The 19,683-nt window shown below is 69.4% G+C and carries 16 protein-coding genes and 1 pseudogene; 6 read left to right on the top strand and 11 right to left on the bottom strand.

Annotation, left to right across the window (positions count from 1 at the left end; genetic code table 11):
- The first annotated feature begins 63 nt into the window (after positions 1-63).
- Positions 64-696, top strand: a complete 633-nt coding sequence (locus tag ACN675_RS15930) for a cutinase family protein (RefSeq protein ID WP_420751767.1) — start codon at positions 64-66, stop codon at positions 694-696.
- 175 nt (positions 697-871) lie between these two features.
- Here ACN675_RS15930 and ACN675_RS15925 read toward each other — a convergent pair whose 3' ends face one another.
- Positions 872-1,984 carry a DUF4185 domain-containing protein gene (locus ACN675_RS15925; protein ID WP_420751766.1) on the bottom strand — a complete coding sequence of 371 codons (1,113 nt, stop codon included), beginning with the start codon at positions 1,982-1,984 and terminating at the stop codon, positions 872-874.
- A gap of 245 nt (positions 1,985-2,229) precedes the next feature.
- Here ACN675_RS15925 and ACN675_RS15920 point away from each other — a divergent pair, with 245 nt between their 5' ends.
- On the top strand, positions 2,230-3,252 hold the full coding sequence (locus ACN675_RS15920; RefSeq protein WP_197256395.1) for a beta-ketoacyl-ACP synthase III: 1,023 nt from the start codon (positions 2,230-2,232) through the stop codon (positions 3,250-3,252).
- Positions 3,253-4,119: pseudogene (locus ACN675_RS15915) on the top strand (GmrSD restriction endonuclease domain-containing protein); the annotation flags it as partial.
- Positions 4,120-4,171: 52 nt separating this feature from the next.
- On the opposite strand, the gene ACN675_RS15910 reads toward ACN675_RS15915, so the two are convergent.
- Both ACN675_RS15910 and ACN675_RS15905 read right to left on the bottom strand, forming a co-directional pair.
- Positions 4,172-6,289, bottom strand: a complete 2,118-nt coding sequence (locus ACN675_RS15910; protein ID WP_420751765.1) for a thiamine pyrophosphate-dependent enzyme — start codon at positions 6,287-6,289, stop codon at positions 4,172-4,174.
- Positions 6,290-6,360: 71 nt separating this feature from the next.
- Positions 6,361-7,707, bottom strand: a complete 1,347-nt coding sequence (locus tag ACN675_RS15905) for a cytochrome P450 (protein WP_420751764.1) — start codon at positions 7,705-7,707, stop codon at positions 6,361-6,363.
- 65 nt (positions 7,708-7,772) lie between these two features.
- Here ACN675_RS15905 and ACN675_RS15900 point away from each other — a divergent pair, with 65 nt between their 5' ends.
- Positions 7,773-8,414, top strand: coding sequence for a TetR/AcrR family transcriptional regulator (locus tag ACN675_RS15900; RefSeq protein WP_420751763.1), 642 nt, complete (start codon positions 7,773-7,775; stop codon positions 8,412-8,414).
- 3 nt (positions 8,415-8,417) lie between these two features.
- On the opposite strand, the gene ACN675_RS15895 is transcribed toward ACN675_RS15900, so the two are convergent.
- Entirely contained in the window at positions 8,418-9,194 is a 777-nt protein-coding gene (locus tag ACN675_RS15895; RefSeq protein WP_420751762.1) for a VOC family protein, read from the bottom strand.
- Positions 9,195-9,346: 152 nt separating this feature from the next.
- Between ACN675_RS15895 and ACN675_RS15890 the strand changes: the two genes are divergently transcribed.
- Complete coding sequence (locus ACN675_RS15890; protein ID WP_420751761.1) at positions 9,347-10,270, top strand: alpha/beta fold hydrolase; 924 nt, start codon at positions 9,347-9,349, stop codon at positions 10,268-10,270.
- A 5-nt stretch (positions 10,271-10,275) separates the two neighbouring features.
- On the opposite strand, the gene aroD is transcribed toward ACN675_RS15890, so the two are convergent.
- From aroD to ACN675_RS15870, 4 genes are all read right to left on the bottom strand, one after another.
- Positions 10,276-11,061 carry a type I 3-dehydroquinate dehydratase gene (aroD, locus tag ACN675_RS15885; protein WP_420751760.1) on the bottom strand — a complete coding sequence of 262 codons (786 nt, stop codon included), beginning with the start codon at positions 11,059-11,061 and terminating at the stop codon, positions 10,276-10,278.
- Positions 11,062-11,216: 155 nt separating this feature from the next.
- Positions 11,217-11,753, bottom strand: a complete 537-nt coding sequence (locus ACN675_RS15880) for an SRPBCC domain-containing protein (RefSeq protein WP_420751759.1) — start codon at positions 11,751-11,753, stop codon at positions 11,217-11,219.
- Between the two features lie 59 nt (positions 11,754-11,812).
- Positions 11,813-12,832, bottom strand: a complete 1,020-nt coding sequence (locus tag ACN675_RS15875; RefSeq protein ID WP_420751758.1) for a DUF6670 family protein — start codon at positions 12,830-12,832, stop codon at positions 11,813-11,815.
- Positions 12,829-13,152, bottom strand: a complete 324-nt coding sequence (locus ACN675_RS15870) for a hypothetical protein (RefSeq protein ID WP_420751757.1) — start codon at positions 13,150-13,152, stop codon at positions 12,829-12,831. The genes ACN675_RS15875 and ACN675_RS15870 overlap by 4 nt, the downstream gene beginning before the upstream one ends.
- A gap of 109 nt (positions 13,153-13,261) precedes the next feature.
- Here ACN675_RS15870 and ACN675_RS15865 point away from each other — a divergent pair, with 109 nt between their 5' ends.
- The gene (locus ACN675_RS15865) at positions 13,262-14,869 is read left to right on the top strand and encodes a hypothetical protein (protein WP_420751756.1); all 1,608 of its coding nucleotides are present in this window, start codon (positions 13,262-13,264) and stop codon (positions 14,867-14,869) included.
- Here the strand turns inward: ACN675_RS15865 and ACN675_RS15860 are convergent.
- The 3 genes from ACN675_RS15860 to ACN675_RS15850 all read right to left on the bottom strand — a co-directional run.
- The gene (locus tag ACN675_RS15860) at positions 14,859-16,139 is read right to left on the bottom strand and encodes a PucR family transcriptional regulator (RefSeq protein ID WP_420751755.1); all 1,281 of its coding nucleotides are present in this window, start codon (positions 16,137-16,139) and stop codon (positions 14,859-14,861) included. The two genes, ACN675_RS15865 and ACN675_RS15860, sit on opposite strands and share 11 nt — an antisense overlap.
- Before the next feature lie 158 nt (positions 16,140-16,297).
- The gene (locus tag ACN675_RS15855; protein WP_420751754.1) at positions 16,298-16,678 is read right to left on the bottom strand and encodes a hypothetical protein; all 381 of its coding nucleotides are present in this window, start codon (positions 16,676-16,678) and stop codon (positions 16,298-16,300) included.
- A 66-nt stretch (positions 16,679-16,744) separates the two neighbouring features.
- A partial coding sequence (locus ACN675_RS15850) for a bifunctional proline dehydrogenase/L-glutamate gamma-semialdehyde dehydrogenase (protein ID WP_420751753.1) occupies positions 16,745-19,683 on the bottom strand: 2,939 nt, incomplete at its 5' end.

Genomic DNA, 19,683 nt, shown 5'->3' with positions numbered 1-19,683 from the left:
CAGGCCCGTAACACATGTGGCCGAGCAGAAAGACAGAAGATGATTCGCACGTCCTCGAGAGCGGTGGGTGCAGCACTCCTGGGTCTGGGTGTCGCCACAGGTGTTGCCGTCGCAACCCCCACGGTGTCCTCGGCAACGCCCGCAGGGCCCTCGGCCCCGGAACCGTGCGTCGGCACATGGGACGTCGTCGTCGGCGGCTTGACCAACAACACCTCGGTGGGGTTTCTCAACGAGGACCAGCGCGTCGGGTACAACTCGTTCGATACACGGTCCGGTGTGAGGGAACTCGACCGGCTCGTCCGTGCACACGCTCGGGAATGTCCTGCCGACTTCATCCACGCTGTGGGTTACTCGGGTGGTGCGGCCGTCGTGCATCAGTGGGCAACCGAGAACGGGAAAGAGTTCCGTGGCAAGGCTGGCATCGTCCTGATCGGTGACCCCAAGCATCCGGCCGGCCCGGGTGGCGTCGGAGGATTTGCGGCCACCGATATGAGGTGGGTGCCGGCGCTCGGTGGTGCGAACGACGACTACGGCGGGCTGCCCGCACTCCGGGTATGCAACGTGCAGCTCAACGGTGGCGACCACATCTGCAACAGCGGTGTCGGCTGGAGCGGATATCTCAGTGGTGTGCACAGCGACTACGACTTCGATGTGAACTCCTACCCCGTCGACGCCGATGGCGTGGTGCTTCGATAACGGATCCACGGAAGGTCACCGGTGGCTTTTCGGCCGCCGCCCGAGACACCGGATGCCGGCACGACGCGTGACCGCCGGCCCGAAGGCAGCAGGCACGAGTGCGAGCCGGACACCCGGTGATCCGAACGACCGCCGAAGGGCATCGTCGAGACTCACATCGAGAAGGCGTAACGCCTCAGCGGTGCAGAGTCGTGTGCATCAGCAGCACGTTGTAGTTCTGATGCACGGTGGTCAGGAAGTACAGATCCGGACCCGACGACCACGGGTGGATGTACGCGCCGTACGCGCTCGGAAGCTCGCGGGTGTCGACGATGACCTCCGGCGGGCTCCACGGACCCGTCGCCGACGGGGCGCGGCGCATCACCACGGAATTGTGCGCGTCGGTGGTGAGCATCAGGAACTGGCCGAGGTAGTCGTTCCACTGCACCGACAGCTCGGCGACCCCGTCGCCCATCAGCGGCCGCGCCGCATTCACGTCACGCACCCACGCGCCGCCGTCCCAGTACTCGTAGGCACCGAGATCGCGGATCTGCGCCTCGGGCACGCGCGCCAGGTGCACGAGACCGCCGCGACCCGGAGGAGTGCCGTACTGGTAGACGAAGCCGTCGCGCTTCAGGAACGCGCTCATCTGGAAGTTGCGGTTGCCGCCCTCGCTGGGACGTACCGTCTCCGGGGCCGGAGCCCAGTTCTCACCGTTGTCGTTCGAGAAGATCAGCCCGGAGTAGTTCGTCTCCCAGGTTCCCGCCGGTCCCCAGTTCTTCACCGACATCGCGCTGAGGTACTGGGTGTCGCCGACCGCGACCCCCGCCGTCGGAATCCGGCTGATCTCGACGAACGGGATCTTCGGGCTCGGAATCAGCTCCTTGGCCTGGCCGAACGCATCCGTCACGGCACTGCTGAAGTCCATGCCGTTGGACAGGTCGCGGTCGTTGCTGCGGAACAGCACGTTGCTGCGCCATGCCCACAGGCTGCCCGAGAGCAGGTTGGGCAGGCCGAGGCCTGCGGTGTCACCGAACGCCGTGAGGATCTCGCCGCGGCCGTTGTCCCACATGATGCCGAGGTCGGTACCGAGGACGTTGAGGTCCTGCGTCCGGTTCTGGCTGAGGATGCCGGTCTGCTGCGCGACCGCCCTGGCCCGTCCGCCGAGCTGTGGCACGCCGTTCACGCCGTTCAGGCCCGGGATCGGATTGATCGCATTGGGATTGGCGGAGGCGAGCGCCGCCCCCAGCGTCAGTGTGAGCGCGGTGACCGTAGCGGTCGTCACGCAGTATCGGACCAAACTTCGCATTTTTCCCCCGAACAGATGCACAGCGCCGGACGCTAGCAGCTGCCGCGCCGAAAGTGTGAGTCAATCCCGGAACTTGTCGATCTTGTGATCCGTGCCGCAGCCGATCGGGGTCGTACGCCTTTGCGATTCGGGGTGGGAAACGCCTACCACAAGGACGGTGACCCCGGGCACAATTTCGCTACGCGTTACCGTATTGAGGTTGTCGTGCACTGACACGCAGTGCCCGAAGAAGAGGAGTTCGCCTGATGGGTGCACAGATTGCCGGTCCCGCCCCGCTGCGGAACACCGCATTGCTCGGGCTGGGCGTGCACCGCCCCGAGCGTGTCGTCACCAACGCGGAGATCTGCGAGTTGATCGACTCGAGCGACGAGTGGATCCAGTCGCGTTCCGGCATCAAGTCGCGGCGTTTCGCCAAGGCCCACCCCGAAGAATCTGTCACCGATATGGCGGTGTCCGCCGGCGCCAAGGCCCTCGAGGCCGCGCGCATGGCGGGAGCGCAGATCGACACCGTCATCGTGGCGTGCTCGACCTACCCGCTGCAGACCCCGCAGTGCGCGGCGATCGTCGCGGACCGTCTCGGCACCGGCGGTGCCGGCGCCCTCGACATCGCGGCCGGCTGCGCCGGTTTCTGTTACGCCCTCGGCGTCGCCTCGGACCTGGTCCGGGCCGGTTCCGCCGAGCACGTGCTGGTGATCGGTGTCGAGCGCATGAGCGACGCCACCGAGCCCACCGACCGCACCGTGCGCTTCATCTTCGGTGACGGCGCCGGCGCCGTGGTCGTCGGAGCGTCCGACGAGGTCGGCATCGGACCGACCGTGTGGGGCTCGGACGGCAAGCAGGGCAACGCGATCCGCCAGGAGCCGGACTGGGTCGACTTCGCCCAGAACCCGGACCAGAAGCGTCCGTGGATCATCATGGAGGGCACCGCGGTGTTCCGCTGGGCGGCCTTCGAGATGAGCAAGTTCGCGCGGCAGATCGCCGACAAGGCCGGGGTCGCACTCACCGACCTCGACGCGTTCGTCCCGCACCAGGCGAACCTGCGCATCAACGACGTCATCGTCAAGCAGCTCGAGCTCCCGGACACCGTCGCGGTCGCGGACGACATCATCGAGACCGGCAACACCTCCGCCGCGTCGATCCCGCTCGCGATGGAGAAGATGCTGCGGACCGGTCAGGTCGAGGAAGGTGACACCGCGCTGCTCCTCGCGTTCGGTGCCGGCCTGTCCTACGCGGGCCAGGTCGTGAAGATGCCGCGTCTGGCTCAGTAGGTGTCCCAGGCCGACCGGCCGTCGCTGCGGCGATGGCTGTGGATCGTCGGCCTCGCGGTCCTGATCGTCGTCGCATTCGTCGCGCTCGCTCCCGGTGGGCGCGACGAATCCGACGCGGTCACGGCCGAGGGGCTCACCTCGGTGTCACGCTCGTGGACCCCGACGCCCACGGGACCGGTCACCTCCACCTGGCGGCCCAGCGGCAGTCCGTCGGCGACGCCGACATGGCGTCCCTCCGCGACCCCGTCCGCCGCGACCCCGACCGCCGCGACCCCGTCTGGCGCCGCTCCGGGACCCGCGGTCTCGCCGGCTCTGGCGACGCTCGCGACCCTGCCGGTCAAGGGGCGTGCCCCGAAGACCGGCTACGACCGGGAGCTGTTCGGGAGCGCGTGGACGGACGACGTGACCGTCCAGTTCGGGCGCAACGGCTGCGACACCCGCAACGACATCCTCAAGCGCGACCTGATCGACATCTCGCTGGTACCCGCGACCCGTGACTGCACGGTCCGGACCGGCACGCTGAACGACCCGTACACCGGCCGGACGATCTTCTTCCAGCGCGGTGCCGACACGTCGCCGGCGGTGCAGATCGATCACATCGTCGCGCTGTCGGATGCGTGGCAGAAGGGTGCCCAGCAGCTCGACGAGCAGACCCGCCGCAATCTCGCGAACGACCCGCGCAACCTGCAGGCCGTCGACGGCCCGACCAACCAGGGCAAGAGGGACTCGGACGCCGCATCGTGGCTGCCGCCGAACCGGGCGTACCGATGCACCTACGTGTCCCGTCAGATCGAGGTGAAGGCCGCGTACGGGCTGTGGGTCACCCCGGAGGAACACGACGCGATGACCAGGGTCCTGTCGGAGTGCTGACGCGGTGTCTCTGTGTGGCGGTCCCCACCGCCACAAGGGCACACCGGCGCTACAGCGCACCGGCGATGTCGTCCTCGGACAGCAGCACGGCGGTCGCGGCGGGCCCCAGCGGCACGAAGCTGTCACGGCTGGTGACCCGCCGGACCTCGCCCTCGTATCCGGCGTCGCTCAACGCGGTGACCACCCCTTCGGACACCCCGCCGCTGCGGCGGGTCTCGTCGACGACCAGCACCCGCGGAAACCGTTCGGCATGCTCGACGAGCGCCGCGACGGGTAGCGGGGCGATCCATTGCAGATCCAGAACCGTGACGTCGAGCCCGCGCGCGGCGGCCCGGTGCGCGGCGCGCAGGCACATGCGAACCCCGTTCCCGAACGTCACCAGCAGCGCGTCGGTGCCGTCGCCATAGGTCCGCACCTCGCCGGGTTGCACCGCCACCGGATCCGGTACCTGTGCCCACAGGCCGTCGCCGTCCTCGTAGAGATCCCGCTGGTGATACAGCGCGATCGGTTCGACGAACACGCACACCCGCCCGGTGCTGCGGGCCAGCTCGATGCACGTGCGCAGCAGCGCCCCGGCGTGGGCGGGCCGGCTCGGCACCGCGACCGTCAACCCCGGGATGTCGCGCAGCACGGCGAGGGAGTTGTCGTTGTGGAAGTGCCCGCCGAAGCCCCGCTGATAGGCCAGGCCGGCGATGCGCACGACCATGGGGTTCTGGTAGCTGCCGTCGGAGAAGAACTTCAGCGTCGCCGCTTCCCCGCGCAGCTGGTCCTCGGCGTTGTGCAGATAGGCGAGGTACTGGATCTCCGGGATCGGCAGCAGCCCGGCGACCGCGAATCCGAGGGCGGTGCCCAGAATCGTCTGCTCGTCGAGCAGGGTGTCGAACACGCGCAGCGGACCGAATCGTTTTGCCAGCCCGCGGGTCACACCGTAGACACCGCCCTTGACGGCGACATCCTCCCCGAACACGCACACCTGCGGCATCTGCTCGAGGAGATCACCCAGGGCGCGGCCGACGGCCTGCGCCAGAGTGAGCGGCTCCTGCGGTATGGGACCCGGATCGTCCGGGATCCGGGGGTGGCCGTGCGTATGCAGCGGCCGCACGACCTCCGCGACCGACGTCATCCTCGGTGGCGTTCCGAGGTCGGCGAGCACATCCCCGACGGACCGGCGCGACCGCTCGTACCGCTCGAGGATCTGTTCGGGGGGAAGGATCCCACGGTCGACGAGTTCGCGTGAGGTGCCGAGCAACGGGTCGCGCGCGTAATCTCCGGTGATCTCCGCCGGGCTGCGATAGGCCGACTCGGCATCCGATCCGGCATGCCCGAGATACCGGACCGCCTTCAGGTGCAGGATCGCCGGCACGCGCGAGGTACGAACGGACACAAGCATTTCCGACGCTGCGGTGAGTGCGTCGACCGGATCGGCCCCGTCCACCATCCGGTATCCGACACGCGGATACGACGCGAGTGTCCGCTCCACCCACCCGGCCGGACTGCGCACGCTGATACCGAATCCGTTGTCCTCGCAGACGAACAGGATCGGCAACGGCAACCCGCGATGCGCCAGGTACGCGGCGGTGTTGAGCGCACCGACCGCCGTGGAGTGATTCACCGACGCATCCCCGAAACTGCACAGCACCACCGAATCCGCGGGCCACGGACAGTCGATGCCCAGACGTGGCATCCGCGCCAGGGCCAGGGCGAGCCCTACCGCGCGCGGCAGATGCGAGGCGATCGTCGACGTCTGCGGCAGCACGTTCAGGGCGGCGTTCCCGAATACCTTGTGGCGGCCACCGGAGATGGGATCCAGCGTCGACGCGGCGCAACCGGCCAGCACGTCCCGGATCGGGGTGCTGCCGGGCACCAGTGACGCGCGGGCCGCGTAGAACCCGCCCGACCGGTAGTGCAACAGAGCCGGATCCGTCACGCGCGCGGCCAGGCCCAGCGCCGCGTTCGACTCGTGCCCCGCCGACCCGATCGTGTAGAAACCCTCCCCACGCCGCTGCAGGTCGCGGGCCGCGAAATCGAGGTGCCGCGACTGGGCCTGGGCGTCGAAGTAGCGCAGCAGCAATTCGTTGCTCACCCGGCGGTCGGGATGGCGCTCGACCGCCGGCGCCAGCGACCGCACGGTCGCCGTGAAGTACTCGTCGAGCGGTTCTGCAGGCATGTCTCCGTCGTACGCCCTCGCGTCGCCCGGCGGACCGTTTTCCGATTACCCGGTGTGGTGGCGGCGCGGGTTCAACGTCGGCGCAGATCGATCGGCTGGCCGTCCGAGGGGAACGGCAGCGACGTGAAGTTCATGGGCGCGACGTAGTCGGCGGGCACGTGCCAGTGATAGCCGAGCAACAGGTGGTGCAGGACCGTCTTGACCTCCGCACTCGAGAAGTACATGCCCAGGCAACGGTGTACGCCACCGCCGAACGGCGACCACGCGTACTTGTGGACGCGATCCTCGCGGCGCTCGGGGGAGAACCGTCCGGGATCGAATCGCTCGGGATCGGGCCACAATTCGGGCATGTGGTGGGTGTAGTGCAGTCCGACGTTGACCAGCGTTCCGCGGGGAATGTAGTGACCGAGGATCTCGGTATCCGCGACCGCACGCCGCACGATCCCGGGCACCGGGGTGACCAGGCGCTGGCACTCCTTGATCACCAGATCCAGGCTCGTGAGCTCCTCGAGCTGATCCAGGGTGGGGGTGGTGGTGCCGAGTGCTTCGGATTCCTCGCGGCACGCCTGCTGCCACTGCGGGAACTGCCCGAGGTACTGCATCGCGGTCGACAGGGTGATGGTCGAGGTGTCGTGTGCGGCCATCATCAGGAAGATCATGTGGTTGACCACGTCGTCGTCGGTGAAGCGCTCCCCGTCCTCGGATTCGACATGGCACAGTGCGGTGAACAGGTCGTCGCCGCTGCCGGCGCGGCGCGCGGGCAGGTATCGGCGGAAGAACTCCTCGAGACGTCGGCGCCCGACGACGCCGCGTCGCCAGCGCGTGCCGGGCAGCGGGTAGCGCACGATCGCGGTCGCGGCCTGTACACATCCGATGAACGCCTTGTTGACCTCGGCCATCTCGGCGTGCGACGACCCTTCGGCCCCACCCATGAAGATGGATGTCGCGAGCCCGAGCGTGAGTTCCTTCAACGCCGGGTAAGCGCGGAAATCGGTTTGTGGGGACCAGGTTTCGAGCGCCTTCTCGACGGCGGGATGCAGGGAGTCGGTGTATCCGGCCAGTCGGTCGCGGGTGAACGCCTGCTGCATGATGCGCCGGTGCGCGGTGTGTTCGTCGCCGTCGAGCAGCATCAGGCCGCGGTCGAAGAACGGGCCGATGAGCACCCGCCAGCCCGGTCCGTTGGCCAGGGCGCGGTCGCGGTTCTGCAGGGCGGCGCCGCACGCATCGGGGCCGAGCAGCACCACCCACGGGTTCCCGGCGAATCGGAACCACGAGACCGGCCCGTACTCGCGGTAGCGGCGGTCGTTCGTCCCGACCGGGTCGCGCATGTAGTCCAGGCTGTAGCCGACATACGGCAGGCCGCCGTCCCCGGGGACCGCGGTGAGGCCGGGAGGTGGATCGGCAAGCATCTTCGTCACGTGGATCTCCCTCGCGAACGCTGATCTGACAGGACTCGATGTCACTTCACTGTAGCCTGATCGACATGCCCGGAACCGGAGAATCGACGACGAGCCGGCCCGCCCGCAGATACCGCGGCCGAAGCGCCGCAGAACGTGCTGCCGAACGCCGCGAGCGCCTGCTCGAGGCGGGCCTGACAGTCTTCGGCGGTGAAGAGGATCCCAAGGCGACGATGACCGCCATCTGCCAGGAGGCCGGGCTCACCGAACGGTACTTCTACGAGAGTTTCACCGGCCGAGACGAGCTGCTCGTCTGCGTCGTCGAGCGGATCGCCGACGAAATCCGCGACCGCGCCCTGGCCGCCCTCGCCGAGACCGAGCACAGTCCCGAGGAACGGGCGCGGGCCGCGATCGCGGCCTTCGTCGCCGTGCTCACCGACGATCCGCGCAAGGGCCGCATCGCCGTCGTCGAATCCGCCGCGACGGAACCGCTGCGGACCCGGCGCCGCGAGTTGTTGCGGCAGTTCGCGCATCTCGTCGCGCTGGAGTCGCGGGAACTGTGGGGCGAGAGCGCGCTGCAACCGCCGCACGACGAGGTGTCCGCGCTGCTGTTCGTCGGAGGCCTCGCCGAGGTGATGACGGCATGGCTGCGCGGCGAGGTCGACGTGACCCCCGAGCAGATCGTCGACGCCGCGACCCGCCACTACCTGGTCACGGCGCACCGATGACCGCTACGCCGGCGGCGCCTGGTTGATCTGCAGCCGCGCGCCGAGAGGATCGGCGATCGTGGCCATGCGACCGAACGGCGTGTCCTCGGCCGCGCGCTCGACGGTGCCGCCGAGCCGGGTCACGGCCTCCGATGTCGCGTCCGCGTCCTCGACACCGATGTAGAGCTGCCAGAACGACGGCACTCCCTCGGGGAGGAAGCCGGACGCGTCCATGATTCCGGCGATGTCGTCGCCACCGATCTTGCCGGTCGAGTACCGGAAGTCGCCCGAGTCGCTCATCGGCTGGACGTCCCAGCCGAACACGTCCCGGTAGAAGTCGAGGGACGCGGCATAGTTGCGCGACATCGTTTCGAACCACACCGGCGCGCCGGGTTCGCTGTCGAACCCGAACCCGTGGTGCTGATCGGCCTGCCACACACCGATCACGGCGCCGGCGGCGTCGGCGAGGATCGCCATGGTGCCCTGGTCCCCGACCTTCATCGCGGGCATCAGAACCTGGCCGCCCGACTCGGCGGCCTTCCGTGCGGTGGCGTCGGCGTCGTCGGAATCGAGGTACACCGTCCACACGTCGCCGTACGGATTGCCCGGCTGCTGCGGACCGAGACCGGCGATCGGCGCGCCGCGGTGACTGAAGATGGTGTATCCGCCGTACTGCGGGTCCTCGTTGGTGTCGGCCTGCCAGCCGAAGAGTTCGGTGTAGAACGCGATGGCCCGTTTCGTGTCGGAACTGGTGAGATCGATCCAACCGGGTGTGCCTGTGCGGGACTGATGTTCGGCCATGACGGCCTCCTGTCTTCCTGTGAAAGCGGAGTCGTGCGAGTGGATCCGAGCGGTCGCGAACGAGGCTACGCGCGGGGTCCGACAGATGCGGGTGAAGCGCAGATCGCACCTGGACGTGCAGGTGACTCCGATCACGTGCCATGCTGTCGCGCATGGTAGACGTCGCACGTCCGAAATTGGAGGGGACCGTCGCGGTGGGGCGGGGGCGCCGGATCGGGTTCGCCGAGTTCGGTTCCGCGCAGGGACGCACGGTGTTCTGGCTGCACGGCACACCCGGCGCGCGCCGGCAGATCCCGGTCGAGGCCAGGGCCTTCGCCGAACGCGCGAACGTCCGGCTGATCGGCATCGACCGGCCGGGAATCGGTTCGTCCACCCCACACCGCTACGAGAACGTCCTCGCATTCACCGAGGACCTGCAGACCGTCGCCGACACCCTCGGGGTGGATCGGATGGCGGTCGTCGGACTGTCCGGGGGCGGCCCGTACACACTGGCGGCGGCGTACGCGATGCCCGATCGGGTCGTCGCCGCAGGCGTGCTCGGCGGGGTCGCGCCCGTCGTCGGCCCGGATGCCGTCGACGGCGGTCTGATGAAACTCGGCACGATGGTGGCACCGTTGCTCGAGGTCGGTGGGGTGCCCGCGGGGGTCGTACTGAGTTCGCTGATCCGGCTGGTCCGCCCGCTCGGATCGCCGATCATCGACCTGTACGGCCGGGTGTCACCGGAAGCGGACCGCCGCCTGCTGGCCCGCCCCGAGTTCAAGGCGATGTTCCTCGACGACCTGCTCAACGGCAGCCGCAAGCAGATGGCCGCGCCGTTCGCGGATATCGTGGTCTTCGCCCGCGACTGGGGTTTCCGGGTGTCCGACGTCAAGACGCCGGTGCGCTGGTGGCACGGCGACACCGACCACATCATCCCGTTCGAACACGGCCTGCACATGGTCGATCTGCTGCCCGACGCCCGGTTCCACCACCTGCCCGGGGAGAGCCACCTCGGCGGCCTCGGGGTTTCGGAGGAGATCCTGCGGTCACTGCTGGACATCTGGGACGCCACCGCCCCGGACGACGGGAAGCACTAGTCCGGTCAGCCGGTGGTGAGGGCGCGGTCCAGCAGGTTCAACGCGACCTTCAGGTCGGCGGCGTCGACCTGCCCCGGCGCCGACGCCTTACCGACCATCCCGAACGTCGCGGCCGAACCGAACACCTGACCGGCCAGCCGGGAGACGACGCCGAGCCCGCCCATCGCCATCGTGACGATCGGCCGATCGGCATGTTCCTCGTGCATCGTGCGGGTCGCGTCGAGCAGGGTCACCACGTCGGCGGCGCCTCGCGGCATCACCGCGATCTTGCAGATGTCGGCGCCCAGATCCTGCATCGCGACCAGCCGCGCGACGATCTCGTCCTTCGCGGGTGTGCCCTCGAAATCGTGGTTCGACGCGACCACCGCGACCTTCCGTGCGTGCGCCGCGGCCACGATCCGGTCGACGGCCGCCCGGTCGCGGCGGTATTCGACGTCGACGAGGTCGACGGCCCCGGATTCGGCGAGCGCGACGTTCAAGTCGGCATACGCCTCGTCGGTCAGGTCGGCCTCGCCGCCTTCGTGCCGGGTGCGGCACGTGGCGAGCAGGGGGATCCCGCCGAGGTGCCCGGCGAGGACGCGGGCCTGCTCGACGACGCTCGCGGTGTCGGTGATCGTGTCGAAGAAGTCCGTGCGCCATTCGACGATGTCGACGTCGACGGCGGTCAGCGCCTCGACCTGGGTGCGCAGTTCGTCGGGGGTGCGACCGGTGATCGGCACGATGATCTTGGGTGTGCCCTCGCCGATCGCGACGTTCTTCACCCGGACCGGCGTGATCGCCCTGCCACCCACTGCTGACTCCCGTCGTCGACTCCGGCACCCATTCGATCAGAAGCCCGCCGGGCGCCCGATGTCCGAGCGAATGTACCGCTCGTCTCCTTCAACCGACCGAACGATACATTCGCTCGGAAAAACGGCCGGACCCGTGCCGCCCCGCGCGGCAGGGATCACGATCCGCCGCGGAGTCGCTTGCTGTACGCCTCGTACAGTTCGGTCCAGCCGAGGTCGAGAGCGTCGCGCCCGACGATCGGCCCGGCGGAGCGGTGCTCCATCACCTCCTGCAGGACGTCGAGACACATGTGCCAGCCCGCGGCGAGCTCTGCCGAGGTGTCCGGCCCGGTGACGGTGTGCTGCAGCGTCAGCGTGCATCCGCCGCCGGGACGGGGCGTGATCTCCCAGCGCAGCCAGTCCTCGTCCCACCGGTGTTCGAGCACGTGCGGGGTGCCCGCGGCGACGACGGTGCCGTCGAACTCGGTGGCTTCGTCGCCGTCGACGACGATCAGCGTCGCCGGCCCGACGGTGCCGAGATGCCGTTCCGGCCGGTACGGCGCCCACTGCACGACCTGCGCCGGATCGGTGAGGGCGACCCACACCACGTCCGGGGCCTGCGGGAAGTCACGGCTGAACACGAGGGTCCACTGGTCGCCCGCATCGATCACCTCGGCGGACTGGAGGGGGCTCGGCCGGTAGTCGCGAATCGCCATCGGACGGTGCTCCTCGTCGCCGGAAGACGTTGTCGGTGAAGAAAACCGCGTGTCCGATTCTACCCGTCCGGCGAGGTCGGCCGGGTGGACTCGCTGCGCCGATCGATGTATTCGCAATATCCGGAGCCGGCGATCCGCCGGCCCCGCCAGCGGCCGTCGAACCGGATCCCGCCGACGTATCCGGCGCCGAGCCCGTACGCCCAGTCGCCGTCGGCGTGTCCGTCGACGTGCCCGACGCCGGGAATGTCCCAGTGGAATTCACCCGGCAGCAGCATGCGCCGCCCGTCCGGGGTACGGACCTCGCGTGCGGTGTCGATGCGCAGCCGGACACCCACCCGGACCGTTTCCACCGTCCCGGTCGCGCTGCGCAGGAACGCGGTCCGCAGCACCGGGACATCCCCCGGCCCGAGCACCGAGGTGAGCAGGAGTTGCGTGTCGTCGTCGACGGTCAGGACCTGGTAGACGAACGTGCGCACCGGCAGCCGCGCGGGGACCGCGGCACCGTGCGCGTATTCGAGCGCGGCCAGACCGGCGACCGTCCGGGTGCCGTCGGGGTCGGTGAGGGTGCCCTCGTAGCGGCACAGCCGGCTGGAATGCCGGTACAACCCGGGGATCGCGAAGAAGGTCGTGATCACCCCGGTCGGGTGCAGCAGCAGATCCACCGCGACCGCCTCGGCCGGCCACGTGCGCTGCACCCGCACATCTCGTCCGGTCACGGTCATCGACAGGTGCCTGCCGAAAGACGCCGCGTCCGGACGCAGGTCGCAATCCCGGCGGATCGACAGCGGCGTGAATCCGGAGGCGGTGGTCGCCGCGGTCGTGGACACGAGGGTCACCGCGTCACCGCCGCGATCCGGCGCGGCCGGCTGATCGAACACCATCGGCCCGGGCCTTCCGGCGATACCCATCACGCTCAGGAATCGGTGCGGGGCTGGCAGGTCGCCGATCATCACCCCGTGGTGCGCCCATCGTCCCCGCCCCACGATCGGCAGCGGCCCGCCCTCCGGCGCGCCCACGTGCTGTTCGCTGCGGCTGACCAGCGCCACCGCGCGGGCCACCGCCTCCGACCGGCCGCTCACTCGAACCACGATCGCACGGGCGGCTTCACCCACATGATCTTCTCGTCCGGGTGGGCTCGCACGGCCGCCGGATGATCCGGATGGTTGCGTGCCCACTCGGTCTTCTCGTCGAGCAGTGCGGCCACGTGGTTCCAGGTCTCCATCGTGCGCGGGGGATGCGCGCCGGCCTCCCGCGCCAGCCGGCGGCGGAGTTCGTCGGTCATCGCGAGCAACTCGGCGCCGGTGATGCCACGATCCCACGCGAAACGCACGAGGGTCACCGACTTCTCGCGGCGATTCTTCGCAGCCTGGTCGGTGTGCGCGAAATCGGGAGTGTCCATCCCTTCTCCTTCCGATCGGGGCACCGGTTCCCATCATCGGTCATCGTTGACAACGACGGGGCGACGGCTCACGCTCGAGGGAGCCACCTCCGGTCCGGAAGGACGAGCGATGCCGGCACAGACGCGCGACATTCCGCAGGGAACGCCGAGAGACGTTGCAGCGCAGGCGAAGAAGGAACCCAGGACGCCGGAGTTCGATCCCACGCTCGGAATCGCCGTCGACGCGGAGGTGCGCGGCACACCCCCGCACCGCATCGTGGCGCTCGGCGATTCGCTGCTGCAGGGCTTCCAGAGCGGCGCGGTCTTCCACACCGACCTCTCGGTTCCGGCGATCATCGCGTACGAACTCGGTGCGCTGCGCACGTTCCGGTTCCCCCGCTACGGAGGTCCGGGCGGGCTGCCGCTGAACATCGAACTGATGTTGCGCCGCCTCGAGGACCGGTTCGGCGCGTCGCTGCAACCGTGGGAGGTGCCGCTCGCACTGTTCGACGTCCGCTCGTTCATGGACGAGGTCGAGGACTACTGGGAACGAGGCCACGGCGCGACCGCCCCGGTCGTCGCGGCCTACCAGCACAATCTGTCCTGCTTCGGCTGGGATCTGCGCGACGCGCTGAGCCGGACCGCCCGGATCTGCGCGGACGCGATCGACACGCCCGGCGACGATTTCCTGAACCAGGTGGTGCAGAACAACGGCGACCGCGCGGCGCTGCACGTGTATCCGCACTGGGCGCCGCCGCAGCGGGAGATGACCCTGTTCGACGCGGCGGCCGCACTCGGCGACGACCACGACGGCACGACGGAGAGCGGCATCGAAACCCTCGTGGTGTTCCTCGGTTCCAACAACGCGCTCGGCACCGTCACCGACCTGCGGGTGGAATGGAGCGGACCGGACTTCCGCGACCTCGCGAAGAAGGGCCCCTACACGATCTGGCGTCCCGAGCATTTCGACGCGGAGTTCGCCGAGGTGGTGGCGCAGGTCGAACGCATCTCCGCGCGCCACGTCGTCTGGTGCACGATTCCGCACGTCACGATCGCGCCGATCGCGCGGGGCCTGGGCTCGAAGGTCGAGCACGGCTCGCGGTACTTCCCGTACTACACGCGGCCGTGGATCGACGAGCGGCGATTCGACGCCACGCGGGATCCGAACATCACCGGCGCGCAGGCCGCTGTCGTCGATGCGGCGATCGACCTCTACAACACCACCATCACGCGGGCCGTCGCCGCCGCCCGTGCCGGAACGTCCGGCCCGCCGCGGGACTGGTATCTCCTCGACGTGTGCGGTCTGCTCGAGCGGCTCGCGTTGCGCCGCTACATCGACGACGTGCAGGCCCGCCCGGCGTGGTGGACGCCCTATCCCTTGCCCGCACCCCTGGCCGCGCTCGATCCGGTGCCCGATTCGCGGTTCCTCACCGCGGACGGTCGCGGGGGACGCGCCACCGGCGGGTTCTTCTCCCTCGACGGAGTGCATCCGACGACGGTCGGCTACGGGATCCTCGCGCAGGAGATCATGACGATCATGGCGCAGGCCGGCGTCGAGTTCCGGCATCCCAGCGGGGAGGTGCGGACCGGGCCGATCACCGTCGACTGGGAACGGCTCATCCGCCGCGACACCCTGATCCGGACACCACCGCAGAACATCGATTCGACGTTGTCGATTCTGGGGTGGGCCGACGAGGTCGCCGACCTGGCCGGCCGCGCCCTCGGAATCAGGGTGTGACGCCGCCGCGGCGCGGAACCAGGACACCGTGCCCGTACCACCGGCAGATCTCGAGGGCAGCGGTGAGCGTGAACGGGTCGATGTCCTCGAGATCGCGTCGGAGTTCCTCGGTGGCCTGCTGAATCCGGTATCGGATCGTGTTGCGGTGCAGGTTCATCCGCGCTGCCGTGGCCGCGGGGCTGCGATTGCAGGACAGATGCACCCGCAGGGTTTCGCGCAGTTCGGCGGCGCGATCGGTGTCCTCGGCGAGCGGGCCCAGCATGCCGGCGACGAAAGTGCGCATCTCCGTGAGATCCCCGGCGAGCATCGCGACCGGGGCGATCTCCGCGTACCACACCACCGCCGGTGCCTCCGGTACAGCGGTGCTCGTCAGCGCCTTGACGGCGGTCGCCTGCCGATGCCCGGCACGGAATCCCTCGATACCGCTCCCCGGGAGTCCGACCGCAACGCGCAACGGCACGTCGGCCGCCTCGATCGCGGCCCGCAGACGCTCGATCGCGTCGATGACATCACCGCGCAGGGCGAGCCACGCGTTCATCGCGAGCGGTTCGGTATGCATTGCGAGCGTGGCCGCGCCCGGAGCGACCTCGGTGAGCAGTCGCTGGACCGCCGTCGCGACATCGGGGAAGGGTGATCGTTTCGATTCCGGAATCCACAACGCCATCGCCAGGTGCATGCCGTCGAGCGGATACTCGAGTGCGTCGGCCTGTTCGGCGTCGTTCACCGCGCCGGTCAGTATCTGGCTGATCCAGTACTGGGTCAGACCACTGCGGCTGGCGATCCACCGTTCCCGCTCCTCCTCGTAGGCGAGGGTGACGCGCTCGGAGAGGTGGTCGATGAAGGCGGCGGTCTTGCCGACCGCGGCCCGCAACGCAGCGCGGTTGTCGACCGGGGCGGCATCGCCGGCCGCATCCAGGCACATGCGGGTGAAACGCGCCTGGCCGATCCGGTAGGCGCGCAGCAGGTGCGCGAGCGACGCGCCCCGGCGGGCCAGTTCCCGGGCCAACGCGAGTGCCTCGGCCGGGGGGTCGACCGTCGACGGATCGGCGCCCTCGAGCAGCGCATTCATCAGTACGGTGGTGTTCTCTGCAATGCTGCCCAGCAGCAACGCGCGGTCTCGCTCGGTGCGCGCGATCTCGGGGATCTCGGCGCCGGTGAGCGCCGCGGTTTCGGCCACGAAGGCATCACGGCGCGCCACGATGGCGTCGGCGATGTACCGGGCCGCTTCCTGCTGTTCCTGGTCGGTCCAGTCGACGAACACCGACGCCATCGGGTGGCCTCCCCAATCTCGAATCGCGTGGCGCACCGCGATCGGCGCGGGTGTCGAATCTACCCGCTGGGTGCGCCGGGACCGCCGGGAACCGCCGACCCGAGCGGGTCAGGTCGGATTCACGCCGAGCGGGTCAGGTCGGATTCACGCCGAGCGGGTCAGGTCAGATTCACAATGTGCGCGTGCGAGGCGACGGCGTCCTGCAACTTCTTACGGGAAAGGGTGCGGGGCCCGCACGCGCATCCGGCGGGGATCACGTCGTCCTCGAACTGCGTCGCCTCCAGGGTGTCGACGAATTCCGAATCGAGCTTGTCGCCGTGGTGGCCGGTGGCTTCCCGATCGCGGGAACCGCGCCCACCCGGGCCACTGGCCGAGACCACCACCGGTCCTTCGGTCGTCTTGTAGACCGCGGCGACGGTGTGGCTGGCCGGACATCGCACCTTCAGCACCGCTTGTTCTGTGCGCGACGGTCCGAGTTCCTTCACGGCCGCGAGGGCCTTCCGGCGGCGTTCGGGTGGTGGGGTTTCGGCGATGTTCATGTTCCTATTCCACCCCACCGGCCGCCGCGATCCCACCGGTTCGGCATAACCGATCTTGAACCGGCATCAAACGATTCCGTCGGTGAGGTGGTTCGGTGTCCCGAAGCGGTGCGCGGTGATCGAGACCGACTGCTCTCGTAGGAACGGCAGCATTTCGAGCCGGCCGGACTCGGTGACCCGATTGTCGTAAACCGCAGTTCCGGGACGCCCGTACAGGTTTTCGGCGAGCGCGCGGGTGTCGCCGCCGATCAACCGGATGCGGTCCGGGGCAGGCCTGCCGATCCGGCTCAGCCACGCCGCATCCGTCTCGATCGCCAAAGATGTCACGAAAGTCCCTATCACGCGGGTTGTTTCGCGAGACGGTGGCGCGGTCGTGGACACGTCGACGGATGCGCCGCACCGGGCGGCGGCACCGAGCACCCGCAGCAACTCGACCGCGGTTCCGCGCGTTCCGAGCCGGACGTGCACCCGCACCGGGCGGTACCGGAACAGATTCCGTTCCGCGGTCAATGCACTCACGTCGCGGGCGAGGGAGAACTCGGTCCGCCACACGCGGGCGTCGTCGGCGAACGACCGGCGCAGGAACTCGCGTTCGGCGTCCGACAGCCCGGCGGCGCCGAGCAGAAGCGCCGGGACGCCGTCCACGGTCTCGTCGATGGGTCTGTGCGGCGCCGGTTCCCACGACCCGAAACCGACGAGATAGTTCGGGCCCCCGGCCTTGAACCCGGCCCCGACCGACGACCGTTTCCAACCGCCGAACGGCTGCCGACGCACGATCGCGCCCGTGATGCCGCGGTTGACGTACAGGTTCCCGGCCTCCACCCGGTCCAGCCACAGCGCGATCTCCTCGGAGTCGAGACTGTGCAGCCCCGCCGTCAGGCCGAAGTCCACCTGATTCTGGAGTGCGATCGCCTCGTCGAGGTCGCGGGCCGTCATGATGCTCAGCACCGGCCCGAAGAACTCGACGAGATGGGCGCGCGAACCCGGCCGCACACCGATCCGGACCCCGGGGCTCCACAACTGCCCCGACCCGTCGAGGCGACGCGGGGCGACGAGCCACGATTCCCCCGGACCCAGGGTGGTGAGCGCGTCGAGCAGCTTGCCGCGGGCCGGCTCGACGAGCGGCCCCATCCGGGTCCGCGGATCGTCGGCGCGGCCCACCGGCAGCGACGTCACCGCGTCGACGAGCTGATTGCGGAACCGGCGCGACGATGCGACCGACCCGACGAGGATCACCAACGACGCCGCCGAGCACTTCTGCCCCGCGTGCCCGAACGCCGACTGCACGACGTCGCGCACCGCGAGATCCAGATCGGCGCTCGGTGTCACCACGATCGCGTTCTTGCCGCTGGTCTCGGCGAGCAACGGCAGATCGGGCCGGAACGACCGGAACAGCTCCGCCGTCTCGTAGGCGCCGGTGAGCACCACCCGGTCGACGCGTGGATCCGAGATCAACTGCCGCCCCAGGTTGTGGTCGGCGAGCCGCACCAGGTGCAGCACGTCGCGGGGCACTCCCGCCGCCCACAGTGCCTCGGCCAGCACCGCGCCACAGCGGGCGGTCAGCGCCGCCGGTTTGAACACCACCGCCGACCCGGCGGCCAGCGCGGCCAGCGTCGATCCGGCCGGGATCGCGACCGGGAAGTTCCACGGCGGCGTCACCACGGTCAGGGCGGACGGCACGAACCGGGCGCCGTCGACGGCGTCGAGGTTCCGAACCCGATCGGCGTACCAGCGGGCGAAGTCGATCGCCTCGGACACCTCCGGGTCGGCCTGGTCGAAAGTCTTTCCGGCCTCGGAGACCATCACCTCGATGAGCTCGCCGCGCCGGCATTCGAGCTCGTACGCGACCCGTTCCAGAACCTCCGCGCGGTCGCTGCCCGTGCGGCGGCCCCACTCGCGGCCGTGCCCGGTGGCGGTCGCCAGCAGGTCGTCGAGCTGGTCGGCCGTGCGGATCGTGTGTGCCGCGACCGTGGCGGCACCCAGCCGGGAAGCGGCCGCACGCCCGAGGATCTGCCGGGCCCACGTGCGGTTCGCGGGCAGCGAGGGATCCGTGTCGGGCGTGTTCGCGAACTCCGGGCCGGGCGGCTCGAGCGGACCCACCAGCCGGTTCTGGGTGCGATTCGGAGGGGGTACGGAACCGTCCACGTCCGCCAGGGACGCGAGGAACCGCTGCTTCTCACGCTCGAACAACGACTCGTCCTCGTGCAGCGCGAAGACCGCCGACATGAAGTTGTCCTGGCCCGCGCCCTCCTCGAGCCGCCGCACCAGATACGCGATCGCCACGTCGAACTCGTCCGGATGCACCACCGGCGTGTACAGCAGGATCCCGCCGACGTGGCGTCGCACCACCTCGGCCTGGCTGTGCGCCATCCCGAGCAACATCTCGAAGTCGACGCCGTCGCGCACCCCGCGTTGCCCGGCGAGCAGCCATGCGTGCGCGATATCGAACAGGTTGTGACCGGCGACGCCGATCCGCACGTTGGCGATGCGGTCCGGCTCGAACGCGTAGTCCAGCAGACGCTTGTAGTGCGTGTCCGTCTCCTGCTTCGAACCCCAGGTCGCGAGCGGCCAGCCGTGCAGCGACGCCTCGACACGCTCCATCGGAAGGTTCGCGCCCTTGACGACACGCACCTTGATCGGCGCACCGCCCCGCGCCCGCCGCGCCGCGGACCAGTCCTGCAACCGGATCATCGCCGCCAGCGAATCCGGCAGATAGGCCTGCAGGACGATGCCCGCCTCCAGATGCGCGAACTCCGGCCGGTCCAGGATCTTCGTGAACACCGCGATCGTCAGGTCCAGATCGCGGTACTCCTCCATGTCCAGATTGATGAACTTCGGGGATGGGGACGTCGCGGCCAGGCGGTACAGCGGCTCGAGCCGTCCGACCACGTCGTCGACCGCCTCGTCGAACGCCCAGGGCGAATGCGGCGCGACCGCCGCCGACACCTTGATCGACACGTAGTCCACGTCGTCGCGGGCCAGCAGCGCGCGGGTGCCGGCGAGCC

The organism is Rhodococcus sp. O3, assembly GCF_048897285.1.
Taxonomy (GTDB): domain Bacteria; phylum Actinomycetota; class Actinomycetes; order Mycobacteriales; family Mycobacteriaceae; genus Rhodococcus.
Note: the sequence above shows the minus strand (reverse complement) of the source record. Positions and strands in the feature narration are given on the sequence as shown.

Excerpts from the sequence above, each read along its gene's own strand:
- ACN675_RS15910 (WP_420751765.1), bottom strand. The coding sequence starts at position 6,289 with ATGCCTGCAGAACCGCTCGACGAGTACTTCACGGCGACCGTGCGGTCG.
- ACN675_RS15855 (WP_420751754.1), bottom strand. The coding sequence starts at position 16,678 with ATGAACATCGCCGAAACCCCACCACCCGAACGCCGCCGGAAGGCCCTC.
- ACN675_RS15890 (WP_420751761.1), top strand. The coding sequence starts at position 9,347 with ATGGTAGACGTCGCACGTCCGAAATTGGAGGGGACCGTCGCGGTGGGG.
- ACN675_RS15870 (WP_420751757.1), bottom strand. The coding sequence starts at position 13,152 with ATGGACACTCCCGATTTCGCGCACACCGACCAGGCTGCGAAGAATCGC.
- ACN675_RS15865 (WP_420751756.1), top strand. The coding sequence starts at position 13,262 with ATGCCGGCACAGACGCGCGACATTCCGCAGGGAACGCCGAGAGACGTT.
- ACN675_RS15880 (WP_420751759.1), bottom strand. The coding sequence starts at position 11,753 with ATGGCGATTCGCGACTACCGGCCGAGCCCCCTCCAGTCCGCCGAGGTG.
- ACN675_RS15860 (WP_420751755.1), bottom strand. The coding sequence starts at position 16,139 with ATGGCGTCGGTGTTCGTCGACTGGACCGACCAGGAACAGCAGGAAGCG.
- ACN675_RS15920 (WP_197256395.1), top strand. The coding sequence starts at position 2,230 with ATGGGTGCACAGATTGCCGGTCCCGCCCCGCTGCGGAACACCGCATTG.
- ACN675_RS15900 (WP_420751763.1), top strand. The coding sequence starts at position 7,773 with ATGCCCGGAACCGGAGAATCGACGACGAGCCGGCCCGCCCGCAGATAC.
- ACN675_RS15895 (WP_420751762.1), bottom strand. The coding sequence starts at position 9,194 with ATGGCCGAACATCAGTCCCGCACAGGCACACCCGGTTGGATCGATCTC.
- ACN675_RS15925 (WP_420751766.1), bottom strand. The coding sequence starts at position 1,984 with ATGCGAAGTTTGGTCCGATACTGCGTGACGACCGCTACGGTCACCGCG.